This window comes from Canicola haemoglobinophilus (assembly GCF_002015075.1).
GTDB classification, from domain to species: domain Bacteria; phylum Pseudomonadota; class Gammaproteobacteria; order Enterobacterales; family Pasteurellaceae; genus Canicola; species Canicola haemoglobinophilus.
On sequence record NZ_MUXZ01000004.1, the window covers coordinates 1 to 11848 of the forward strand.

Annotated in this window: 8 protein-coding genes and 1 tRNA gene; 4 read left to right on the forward strand and 5 right to left on the reverse strand. The window is 37.3% G+C overall.

The window, feature by feature from the left end:
• Nucleotides 1–276: 276 nt before the first annotated feature.
• The gene (locus tag B0186_RS00625; RefSeq protein WP_078217455.1) at nt 277–972 is read right to left on the reverse strand and encodes a DUF4391 domain-containing protein; all 696 of its coding nucleotides are present in this window, start codon (nt 970–972) and stop codon (nt 277–279) included.
• The gene (locus B0186_RS00630; RefSeq protein ID WP_078217456.1) at nt 972–4253 is read right to left on the reverse strand and encodes a helicase-related protein; all 3282 of its coding nucleotides are present in this window, start codon (nt 4251–4253) and stop codon (nt 972–974) included. The genes B0186_RS00625 and B0186_RS00630 overlap by 1 nt, the downstream gene beginning before the upstream one ends.
• A gap of 199 nt (nt 4254–4452) precedes the next feature.
• Between B0186_RS00630 and uvrB the strand changes: the two genes are divergently transcribed.
• Nucleotides 4453–6483 carry an excinuclease ABC subunit UvrB gene (uvrB, locus tag B0186_RS00635; RefSeq protein WP_078217634.1) on the forward strand — a complete coding sequence of 677 codons (2031 nt, stop codon included), beginning with the start codon at nt 4453–4455 and terminating at the stop codon, nt 6481–6483.
• A 37-nt stretch (nt 6484–6520) separates the two neighbouring features.
• On the opposite strand, the gene B0186_RS00640 is transcribed toward uvrB, so the two are convergent.
• Nucleotides 6521–6597: transfer RNA gene (locus B0186_RS00640), tRNA-Met, on the reverse strand.
• A 189-nt stretch (nt 6598–6786) separates the two neighbouring features.
• On the opposite strand from B0186_RS00640, the gene mltA reads away from it, so the two are divergent.
• The 3 genes from mltA to znuA all read left to right on the forward strand — a co-directional run bounded on the left by mltA (nt 6787) and on the right by znuA (nt 9773).
• The gene (gene mltA, locus B0186_RS00645; protein ID WP_078217457.1) at nt 6787–7878 is read left to right on the forward strand and encodes a murein transglycosylase A; all 1092 of its coding nucleotides are present in this window, start codon (nt 6787–6789) and stop codon (nt 7876–7878) included.
• Nucleotides 7878–8645 (forward strand): tRNA cyclic N6-threonylcarbamoyladenosine(37) synthase TcdA, encoded by a 768-nt coding sequence (gene tcdA, locus B0186_RS00650; protein WP_078217458.1) that lies wholly within the window; start codon nt 7878–7880, stop codon nt 8643–8645. Before mltA ends, tcdA begins: the two co-directional genes overlap by 1 nt.
• Before the next feature lie 93 nt (nt 8646–8738).
• The gene (gene znuA / locus B0186_RS00655; RefSeq protein WP_078217459.1) at nt 8739–9773 is read left to right on the forward strand and encodes a zinc ABC transporter substrate-binding protein ZnuA; all 1035 of its coding nucleotides are present in this window, start codon (nt 8739–8741) and stop codon (nt 9771–9773) included.
• A gap of 210 nt (nt 9774–9983) precedes the next feature.
• Here the strand turns inward: znuA and B0186_RS00660 are convergent, their stop codons facing one another.
• Nucleotides 9984–10778, reverse strand: coding sequence for a peptide ABC transporter ATP-binding protein (locus tag B0186_RS00660; protein WP_078217460.1), 795 nt, complete (start codon nt 10776–10778; stop codon nt 9984–9986).
• Between the two features lie 13 nt (nt 10779–10791).
• On the reverse strand, nt 10792–11838 hold the full coding sequence (locus B0186_RS00665; protein WP_078217461.1) for a peptide ABC transporter ATP-binding protein: 1047 nt from the start codon (nt 11836–11838) through the stop codon (nt 10792–10794).
• Nucleotides 11839–11848: the final 10 nt, after the last annotated feature.

An 11848-nucleotide genomic window follows, 5' to 3' on the forward strand; every position in this document is an offset into this window, starting at 1 on the left:
AGAAATCGTTATTCTCTGTAGTGGAGACCCACATAAGGTTGATGATGTTTGGGCTCCTAGTTAGGGTTTCGAACAGGTGTGGTTACCAATCAGCTTTAATCAACTATTTTATGGCATCTAAATCCGAAGTAGATGTAGGGACGCCACGCTGGCGTCCGTTATAAAATCCGATAGCGTCTGTATTATCTTTAATCATCAAAATGTATAAAAACACCCAAATCAAGTTTAATTTAAGATGCTATCGTAAATTAAACTGAAAAATCCCTATAAATAGGGTTAACTGTTCATTTCCAATTCGGCAATTAACTCATTGAGTTGATGATGTAAGCTAATTTTACGATTAAATTGTTTTTCTTTTGCTAACTTATTTCTTAGAGTAGCGATTTTTTTCTCTAACTCTGTGCGTTTTGCCAAAAGTGCGGTAATTTCTGCCATATTTTGTTGTGGCTGAATATTGGCATCAATCGGCAGTAAGGCTTTGAGCATTGTTTCATAAAGGGATTTGCTATCCGTTGCAATGGGAAGCGGTCTGATTTCAGCATTTTTTTGCAAAACCCAATAGCTCTTGAAATAGTTTGAAATGTGCCATTTTCCGTTATCCATTTTGTGTTTATAACAAGCGAAATAGCATGTTTCCATTTCTTCTGTTTCTTCTTTTTCGATTGGGCGTTGCAGTTGCCATATCACTTGGCGTGGCATTGCTTTATCAATGGCTTCAATCAATGCGATATCTAATTCTTTTTTTCGCAGAGTTATGGTGATGATATTTAGCTCTGGCACTTCTGAATGTGGATTAATGTTGAGTGTTCTTGGTGCAAGAATATTTGTAAGAATGATTTCTTCCACTTCCTCTACAAAAAGTTGTTTAAGTGCGGTATTGGCTTCAAGTTTTTCGTACAGCACATTTTTAGGTATCCGCATTTTGGTTTCTGTTGTTTTTGGAAAATTCCAGCAAAATCCGACCACTTGCATTAGGCATTTTCCTCTTGGATGACGATAAATGCGATTAGCTCAAAGTCTTCTAATCCTTTGATTTGATTAGTTAATGCCGTTGTTTCCCCTTCTGAAAAGAGGCTCAAAACATCTTTCTGCTCTTTGGTTTCAACCATAGAGTGAATGGCTTGATTTAGTAGCTCTGAACAATGTTGCATCTTTTGCCCATCTTTTGTGAGACGGTTAAAAATATTGCAGACTTGCGTGATAGGTTTATTTTTCCCTTTGCAACAGCTACGCAGTAGATCCAACATGGCTTTAATTTCTAAATGATTGGTAATAATTTCGCCATTATTGCCGATATAGACTAAATAATAAGGGTGCAAGCGGTTTTGTTGATCAAGTGGTGTTGTAGCATTGATGTGCTTCAACGCAAAAATGATACCAGCTTGTAAATTTAACTCGTTATTTGTTGGCACAACGGCATGTAAGCCTGTTGGCGCTGTGGTTGGTTCGCCATATTGCTGAATAAAGTTGAGAAGATCCATTCTAAATTCATTTAGCCCTAAATCCATAATGGATACGCCTGTTTTGACATCTTCTAAGTCGATAACCTCTTCTTGTAGACGTTTAAGCTGTTCTTTGCGATAAGCCATTTCATCGGTATGTTGCGAGAGTAGGTTATCATCGCCCGTTGCAGTCATATCAACAATGGTCATTTTCTTCTCAACACGCTCTTTGAGGTTGATATATTCATCTAAATCAACATCAGGCCAGTAATTGACTAGCTGAATTTTTTCATTTGGCGAGCCAATACGGTCAATTCGCCCAAAACGTTGGATAATGCGTACTGGGTTCCAATGAATATCGTAGTTAATTAGATAATCACAATCCTGTAAATTTTGCCCTTCGGAAATACAGTCTGTGGCAATTAATAAATCAATTTCTGCATTTTCTTGAGGTAAAACAGCTGATTTTGATTTAGACATTGGCGAGAAAAGTGTCAGTATTTCCTGCAAGTCATAATGCTGGCGGCGATAATGAGGCTGAAGAGTGCTTTGTGGGTTATCTGAACCTGTGACTAAGGCAGTATGTAGTCCCATTTGTTGTTTAACCAATGGCGATAGATGTTGATACAAATAGTGTGCGGTATCGGCAAAAGCGGTAAAAATGATGATCTTTTTATTATTCGGGTTGATTGGATTTTGCATTTTTTCCAGCACTTTATTCGCCAAATGCTGGAGTTTATAGTCATATTTTTCGGTGATTTGCCCAACAGACATAAGCATTTCTTCAATGATGACAAGATCTACACGCAGTTCTTGCTCCCAAGAGGTAATATCCATATCTGCCAGTTTGATTTTAATTTTGTCACCAATTTCAATGCTACTTGGTAGATCTTCATCTTGATCGTCATAAACAATAGCACTTTCTATTTCGGTATTTGTTTGTTGCTTTTTAAATACTTCAATGGCAGATAGGTTTTGCTTATATTGCGTTAATAATTTTTCTAAGGTTAAACGGAAAGCATAAACTGAGCTTTCTAAACGTTTTAGTAAGTTGGTGGACATTAAAGCCACTAAACTTTTTTCACGATCAGATTGTTTAAATTTTACCTTTTGATTGCTCAACTCCGTATCATACATATCTTCATATTTTGCCAATTGGCTTGGGAAAATATAGTTAATCGGCGTATAGACCGTTAATTTTAATGAGCGTAACAGCTTCGCCAATAAATCATTAAGCTGATCAACATTATCTAAATCCGTTAATTGACAACGATAAGATATTGGTTTTAAACGTGTTGGAAATTCACCAATTTCTTTTGTATCGTAAAATTTTTGGATATGTTTGCGTGAGCGAGCAATGGTTACGCTATCTAAGAGTTCAAAGAAATCAAAATCTAATTTGTCTAAAATCGCTTTGGTTGTGCGGTTTGGTGCTGGTAATTTTGTCCATTCGTTAAAAGCTCGTTGTGCATTACGGAAAATTTCCTCAATACTTCGGGTGGATTTCAATAATTTGCTTAAATTTTGCGAATGTCCTTCATAAGCAAGGGCAAGTTGATTGCGTAAATCCATAAATCGGTTATTTACTGGCGTTGCAGAAAGCATTAGCACTTTGGTTTTTACGCCTGACTTAATCACTTGGTTCATCAGTTTTTGATAGCGGGTTTCTTTTCCTCTTAATGCTTCGCTATTGCGGAAATTGTGCGATTCATCAATGACGACTAGATCATAATTTCCCCAGTTCACTTGATTTAGCTTCATTCCAAAAGATTCACCGCTTGTACGACTTAAATCCGTATGGCATAACACATCATAATTAAAGCGATCTTTAGCAAAAAGATTGGTGGTTAAATTGCGGTTATAAGTTAGCCAGTTATCAGCTAATTTTTTTGGACAAAGCACGAGTACAGCACGATTGCGCAGTTCGTAATATTTGATAACCGCCAATGCAGTGAAAGTTTTACCCAAACCAACACTATCTGCCAAAATACAGCCATTATAAGTTTCAAGTTTATTGATAATGCCATTTACGGCATCTTTTTGATAATCAAATAATTTATTCCAGATTAGTGTGTCTTGATAACCAGTGCGATCATTTGGTAGAACATCAGCATTAATGTCTTCTAAAAAAGTGCTAAAAATTTGATAGATAATTAAAAAATAAAGATATTCTGGGGCATTCTCTTTATATACATTCTCAATTTGCTGGCAGAGCGTTTCTGTGACATCTTGCAATTTTTCATCATCGTGCCAAATTTGTTCAAAAACATTAATGTAGTTTTGTGTTACTGCGATTTCTGCCGGTTCATATTTGTGAGTAAAACTAGAAATAGCATTGCCTTGCTGATAGCCTAAACTTACCGCCGTAAAGCCATCAATGGGAAAAAAGCTCTCTTTGTCTGAATTGTTTTCAATAATTGCAAACTGTTGCATTGAGGCATTTGTTTTATTGGTTTTAAAAATAGCTTTACGTCTAATCCAATCAGCACATTCTTTCGCTATGGCTTTTTGAGTCAGCTTATTTTTAAGTTGAATTTCAAACTCTGTGCCATATAAGCTTTTTTCACGATTTATTTTCGGAATAAAAAATTCACGATGAGTTTTCGGCAAGCTGTCACTAATCGCATCTTTTGTAAAAGTAGGGGAAGTAAAGAGAAATTGAAGTGAGTCAATTTGGGCAAGTTCGTCTCGTAATGCTTCATAAGCATAAATTGAAAAGCAAGAAGCTGAAATTTTGAGTTTGTCTTTCGAGCGTAAGGATTTTTTGATTTCATCGCCAAGCAATGTATTAATGTTATCAATAACTAGCATAGTTTCCTCACTTCAGATTTTTATTTGATCTTCGATAATTATATCTGTTATTAAGCGATCTAAATAGCAGTTTTAAATTTGTATAATTAAAACTTTCTATATTCGAGGTACTTCTTTTATAAAAGTCTAGCCACATTTAAAATGCGTTTTCATATTTTATGCTAAAATGCACCGCACTTTTCTCCCTATTTTTATTGCTATGACCAAGATTAATACTAAGCCTTTTATTTTACATTCTGAATTTCAACCCTCGGGCGATCAGCCACAGGCTATTGAGAAATTAGCGGAAAATCTCAATGATGGGTTAGCACATCAAACTTTACTTGGTGTAACTGGCTCAGGTAAGACTTTTACTATTGCTAATGTGATTGCAAAACTTAATCGTCCAGCGATGTTGTTGGCGCCAAACAAAACTTTAGCAGCACAACTTTATGCAGAGATGAAAGCTTTTTTCCCTGAAAATGCGGTGGAATATTTCGTTTCTTATTATGATTATTATCAACCTGAAGCCTATGTACCAAGTAGCGATACTTTTATTGAAAAAGATGCGTCAATTAATGATCAAATTGAACAAATGCGTTTGTCTGCAACGAAATCTTTCCTTGAGCGCCGAGATACCATTGTAGTCGCCTCTGTTTCTGCTATTTATGGTTTGGGCGATCCTGATAGCTATTTAAAAATGATGTTGCATTTGCAAAGTGGTGCCATTATTAACCAACGTCAGATTTTAGCCAAATTAGCGGAGTTGCAATACACTCGTAATGATCAAGCTTTTCAGCGTGGAACCTTTAGAGTGCGGGGGGAAATTATTGATATTTTCCCAGCCGAATCTGATGATCGTGCTGTGCGTATTGAGTTATTCGATGATGAAATTGAGCGTTTGAGTTTATTTGATCCGCTCACAAATACAAGTTTTGGCGCTGTGCCTCGTTATACCATTTATCCAAAAACTCATTATGTAACGCCAAGAGAACGAATTTTAGATGCCATTGAAAAAATTAAATTGGAGCTTAAAGAGCGGCGTGAATATTTGTTAGCGAATAATCGACTGGTAGAAGAACAACGATTAACTCAGCGCACTCAATTTGATATTGAAATGATGAATGAGCTTGGTTATTGCTCGGGAATTGAAAACTACTCACGCTATTTGTCAGGGCGTGATGAAGGGCAACCGCCACCAACATTATTTGATTATATGCCTTCTGATGCGTTGTTAATTATTGATGAAAGCCATGTTACTGTGCCACAAATTGGTGGAATGTATCGAGGTGACCGTTCTCGTAAAGAAACTCTTGTGGAATATGGTTTTCGTTTGCCATCGGCATTAGATAATCGTCCGTTGCGTTTTGAGGAATTTGAGCGTTTGGCACCGCAAACTATTTATGTGTCTGCAACGCCGGGACCTTATGAGCTAGAAAAATCAGGCAATGAAATTATTGATCAAGTTGTACGTCCAACGGGATTACTTGATCCAGAAATTGAAATACGTCCAGTGGCTATTCAAGTGGATGATCTGTTATCTGAAGCAAGAAAAAGAGCGGATCAAAATGAGCGAGTTTTGGTTACCACTTTGACCAAGCGTATGGCAGAAGATTTAACCGATTATCTGGAAGAGCATGGTGTTCGCGTACGTTATCTACATTCTGATATTGATACGGTTGAACGTGTTGAAATTATTCGTGATTTACGTTTAGGTGAATTTGATGTTTTAGTTGGAATTAACTTGTTGCGAGAAGGGTTGGATATTCCAGAAGTATCGCTGGTGGCAATTTTAGATGCAGATAAAGAAGGTTTTCTACGTTCCGAACGTTCTCTTATTCAAACCATTGGACGTGCGGCACGCAATTTGAAAGGAAAAGCGATTTTATATGCTGATAGCATGACAAAATCCATGCAAAAAGCCATTGATGAAACCCAACGCCGCCGTGAAAAACAAATGAAATACAATGCAGAAAAAGGCATTGTGCCGCAGGCGTTAAACAAAAAAGTGGGTGAGTTATTGGATATTGGACAAGGTGCAACAACCAAAGCTAAGGCAAAATCTCGAGCACAAACTGTGGCAGAACCGACCGCGCTTTATCAAATAAAATCGCCAAAAGACTATCAGCAACAAGTGAAAAAACTTGAGCAACAAATGTATAAATTTGCTCAGGATCTTGAGTTTGAGAAAGCGGCAGCAATAAGAGATCAACTACAAGAATTAAAGGAGAGATTTAAGGTTGAATTTTAACAAAAAAGCCAGCGATAAAATCACTGGCTTATGAATCTGGTTGCGGGGGCTGGATTTGAACCAACGACCTTCGGGTTATGAGCCCGACGAGCTACCAAGCTGCTCCACCCCGCGTCTGTGAGGGCGTAATATACGCTTTTAAAATTTGAATGCAAGTATAAATTTAATGATTTATGTTTGTTTGGCATAAAATTAAACGAATTGTCATTTTTTTGTCCGAACCGAGAGAGAAAACGCTATATATTTTATTGTTTTTTTGCTACCTTACGCCGTTTGCAAACTTTCCTTTTATTTAAGCTCAATATGAATTTTTCTATAAAAACAATATTTAAACCAAGTATTTTATTTTCAGCGGTTATTTTGGCTGCTTGTTCTACTAATCAACCTAAAACAAACTATCAAACTGGTCCTGAGCAGTTTGGGGCAAAATATGCTGGACGTAGCTATCAACAAACCACATTAATGCCAGTTTCTTCTGTTGATAATAAAAGTGCGGTCATAAATCAAGGAGATTTCTTAACTCAGCTTTCTAATATTCGCCAAGCATCAAGCCGTTTAGTAGATAAATTTGCTAATACTTATGGAAAAGTGACTAATTGGGTCTTGTCTGGCGCCAATACGAAAGAACTAGCCAATTATGGTATCCAAGCGCAAATTATGAAGGGACATGATGGCTATCAAAATGTATTAATGACAGGATATTATTCGCCAGTTATTCATGCTCGTCATAAGCCACAAGGCAAATATAACCAACCTATTTATGCCATGCCAAAGAATAAACGTTTTTCTCGTGCACAAATTTATGCTGGTGCATTGCAAGGCAAAGGGCTTGAATTAGCTTATTCCGATTCGATGATTGATAACTTTTTACTCGGAGTGCAAGGTAGTGGTTATGTGGATTTTGGTAATGGCGATTTAAGTTATTTTGCTTACGCAGGACAAAATGGTTTTGATTATGTGGCAGTGGGACGATTGCTGGTGGAAGATGGCGAAATTGCTAAAGAAAAAATGTCTATTCAAGCAATTAAAGATTGGGCAAAGGCAAATCCTTCACGTTTACAAGCCTTATTAGAACGTAATCCTTCTTATGTTTTCTTTAAAAAAGATCCAAATGGTAAAGTACGAGGCTCTGCGGGCGTACCTTTAGTACCAATGGCATCTATTGCAAGTGATAAAAATGTCATTCCTACTGGCTCAGTTGTTTTGGTAGAAGTACCGCAAATTGATGATGCAGGTCATTGGACGGGAGAGCATACATTGCATTTAATGGTGGCATTGGATGTTGGTGGGGCAGTAAAAGGTCATCATTTTGATTTATATCGTGGAATTGGCGATAAAGCTGGGCATATTGCTGGCTTATCAAAACATTATGGTCGAGTGTGGTTGTTACAATAATGACAGAACGTATAGATAATTATGAACAGCGCTTTGGTGGCATTGGGCGCTTATATGGTGTAGAGGCATTAGCACGACTAAAACAGGCACATATTTGTGTGATCGGAATTGGTGGCGTGGGTTCATGGGTGGTGGAGGCGCTTGCTCGATCTGGTATCGGGCAAATTACCATGATTGATATGGACGATATTTGTGTGACCAATATTAATCGTCAATTACCCGCATTAACCGGCAATATTGGCAAGTTAAAAACGGAAGTCATGCAAGAGCGAGTGCAATTAATTAATCCTCATTGCCAAGTGAACATTATTGATGATTTTTTGATGGCGGAAAATTTGGCGGAATATATTCATACTGGCTATGATTATGTAATTGATGCCATTGATAATGTGAGAGTAAAAGCTGCGCTTATTGCCTATTGTAAACGCCACAAAATCAAAATTATTACTATTGGTGGTGCGGGTGGGCAAACGGACCCTAGTCAAATTCAAGTAGCAGATCTTAGCCGAACTATTCAAGATCCATTACTGGCAAAAGTGCGGTCAGTTTTGCGCAAAGAATATAATTTCTCACAAAACCCTAAACGTAAGTTTGCGGTAGATTGTGTTTTTTCTACACAACCTTTAATTTTCCCCAAAATGAGCGGCGATTGTACCATTTCAGCGAGCATGAATTGTGCCAATGGTTTTGGTGCGGCAACCATGATTACTGCGACTTTTGGCTTTTTCGCTGTGGCAAAAGTGATAGACAAATTGACTAAAGCCTAAAAACTTTTGCAAAAATTCTAGTAATTTAATGAAAAAGTGGTAATCTAATCAGCCTTTTGATAATCATTATTAATTATAAAAGGGAGTATTCTGATGTCTAAATTTACTTTTAAAAAAGCCCTAATTAGTACCGCACTTTTTTCTGTATCAGCAGCGGCGAGTGCGAGTGTTGTCACTTCAATTAAACCTTTAGGTTTTATTGCTTCATCTATTGCTGATGGTGTGACTGATACTCAAGTAATTGTGCCACCAGGCGCATCACCACATGATTATAGTTTCCGTCCTTCTGATATCCAAAAGTTAAAATCAGCAGATTTAGTTGTTTGGGTTGGCGAAGATGTGGATATGTTCTTAGATAATGCAACTCTACGTGATATAGATCTTAAAAAAGTAGTGACGATTGCTGAAATTTCAGAAATTGACACTAAAGAACATTTAATTACAGGTCACCATCATGACCATGATCACGGACATGGCCATGACCATGATGACGACAAACATGACCATGATGACCACAAGCATGACCATGACCACAAACATGACCATGACCACAAGCATGACCATGACGACAAACATGACCATGAACACAAACATGAACACGCTCATGATGATTTAGGTATTAACTGGCATATTTGGTATTCACCAGAAATTAGCAAAATCGTTGCACAAAAAGTAGCAGAGAAATTAACCTTACAATATCCAGATAAAAAAGCATTGATTGAACAAAACCTTGCAGAATTTAACCGCACTTTAGCTGAAAAAAATGAAGCAATTAAAAAACAATTAGCACCAGTAAAAGCAAAAGGTTTCTATGTATTCCATGATGCGTACAGCTATTTCAATCATGCTTATGGCTTAAATCAAGTAGGCTATTTCACTATTAATCCATTAGTGGCTCCGGGCGCTAAAACCTTAGCGAAAATCAAAGAAGAAATTACTGAACATAAAGTCAATTGCTTGTTTGCTGAACCACAATTTACGCCAAAAGTTATTGAGAGTTTAAGTAAAGCAACTGGTGTGAAAGTTGGTCGTTTAGATCCAATGGGCGAGGAAGTTAAATTAGGGAAAAATTCTTATGCTAACTTCTTACAATACACAGCAGATAGCTATTTTAGTTGCTTGAAATAAACGACATTGTGTAGTAATACACAAACCTGAAATTTAACCGATAGCGCCCGTGTCCTCATGGGTGCTTTTTTTATTCAAAAGTGCGGTAGTAAATGCGCTATTTTCAGCACTAGTGAGGGCACGAGCGATAGCTGTGGGGTCGCTAGAAAAGAATGAGGGGCGAAAATTTCGCCCCTTTGATATATCTATAGAATTGCATTATTGCTATTGCTATATTCGCCATGAACTTTCATCTAAAATTTGTCCAAAATGACTTTCTACTAGACGTTTTGCGATGTCACTTTGTGGTTGGGTAAAAATAGTTTTTGTATCGCCGTATTCAACCATTTTTCCTTCATCCATCACTAATACATGATCTGCGATATGTTTGATTATGCCTAAATGTTGACCGACATAAATATAAGAGATGCCGAGTTTTTCTTGAATTTTTAACATTAAATTCATCAGCTGGGTTTTAACGGTGGCATCAAGTGAACCAAGGGCATCATCAGCAATAATAATTTCTGGTTCAAGAATGAGTGTCCGAGCAATCGCAACACGTTGTTTTTGACTGACAGACATGGTGTTAATTTTAATGTTAGCATGATCGGGATAAAGTCCCACTAGGCGTAGTGTGTCACCAATTTTAAGATTGCGCTCATCTTCATCTAATGTTGTGGCAAGACGCAGAGGCGCATCCAAAATTTGTCCTACGTTCAGGCGTGGATTAAATGCAGTATTGGGATCTTGAAAGACCATACGGATATGCTGCGAGCGATATTGATAATCGCCATATTCTAAAGGATGGCCTTTAAAACGAATATCACCAGAGGTTTGCTTGATTATGCCCACAATCATTTTGGCTACTGTTGATTTTCCTGAGCCATTTTTACCAATAATCGCCAAGGTTTTTTTGCGTGCTAAAGTAAAACTGATATTTTCTACCGCTTTAAATTGGCTTGCACCAAATAAACCAACATGATCTTTAAAACACTTTGATAAATTGGAAACTTCTAGCAAATTCATTTTTTTTCCTATTTTATTTGGTTGCATTCACAACTAATGGACTAGTTTCTACTTCTTTTTCTCTACGTTGGCTTTCTTTTAAGTTAATTGGGAAATGGCAGCAAAACTCATGTTGTTTAATTCGTTGTGCAATGGGTTTACGAATACATTCTTTTTGAGCAAAAGGGCAACGTGGACCTAAACGACAACCAATAGGCATATCCTCTAGTAGTGGGACTGTGCCTTTTAGTGTACCTAGACGACTTTTGTGCACTAAAGGCAGTTTAAAATCAGGGATAGAATAAAGTAACGCTCTTGTGTAAGGGTGATGAGGCGTATCTAAAATATTTTCTTTTGGTCCAGCTTCAGCATTTTGCCCACAATAGAGTATAGAAAAACTATCACACCACTCGCTAATACTGTTTATGTCATTGCTTGCCAGTAAAATACTTGTTCCTTGATTTTGGTTCATACTTGCTAGCAAGCGAAATATTTGTGCTTTTGTAATGGGCTCAAGAGAGTTTGTGGGTTCATCGGCAATGAGTAAGCGAGGTTGATTCGCTACAGCAAGCGCAATCATTATTTTCTGTCCTTCACCCTCAGTGACTTCATGTGGGTAGCTTTGCATGATGTCTTTATGATCTTTTACCCCTACACGATGTAATAACTCAATGGCTTTGCGCTTTTTCCAGCCAAACCATTGCCACCAACGACCTTTGAATGTCCAAGACGGAATATTCTGAATAAGCTGACGGCCTATTTTTTGGCTTGGATCTAATGAGCTTAGCGGTTCTTGATAAATCATGGAAATTTCTTTACCGACTAATTTTCGTCTTTTTTTGGCGCTGAGTTTCAATAACTCCACATCATTAAAACGAAAACGATCTGCGGTAATAATCCAGGATTCTTTAATTGCATTACAAATGACTTTAGCAATGAGGCTTTTTCCCGATCCAGATTCTCCAACTAGTCCGCAAATTTCCCCTTCATTTAAGGTTAAATTCACATTATCAACAATTTTAACTCGCCCTTTTCCTGTTTCTATTTCAATGCAAAGATTACGAATATCCAGTAAAGCCATGTTAGTTATC

Coding starts and splice junctions, on each gene's coding strand:
- B0186_RS00665 (WP_078217461.1), bottom strand. CDS start 11,838: ATGGCTTTACTGGATATTCGTAATCTTTGCATTGAAATAGAAACAGGA.
- B0186_RS00625 (WP_078217455.1), bottom strand. CDS start 972: ATGCAAGTGGTCGGATTTTGCTGGAATTTTCCAAAAACAACAGAAACC.
- B0186_RS00630 (WP_078217456.1), bottom strand. CDS start 4,253: ATGCTAGTTATTGATAACATTAATACATTGCTTGGCGATGAAATCAAA.
- uvrB (WP_078217634.1), top strand. CDS start 4,453: ATGACCAAGATTAATACTAAGCCTTTTATTTTACATTCTGAATTTCAA.
- znuA (WP_078217459.1), top strand. CDS start 8,739: ATGTCTAAATTTACTTTTAAAAAAGCCCTAATTAGTACCGCACTTTTT.
- B0186_RS00660 (WP_078217460.1), bottom strand. CDS start 10,778: ATGAATTTGCTAGAAGTTTCCAATTTATCAAAGTGTTTTAAAGATCAT.
- tcdA (WP_078217458.1), top strand. CDS start 7,878: ATGACAGAACGTATAGATAATTATGAACAGCGCTTTGGTGGCATTGGG.
- mltA (WP_078217457.1), top strand. CDS start 6,787: ATGAATTTTTCTATAAAAACAATATTTAAACCAAGTATTTTATTTTCA.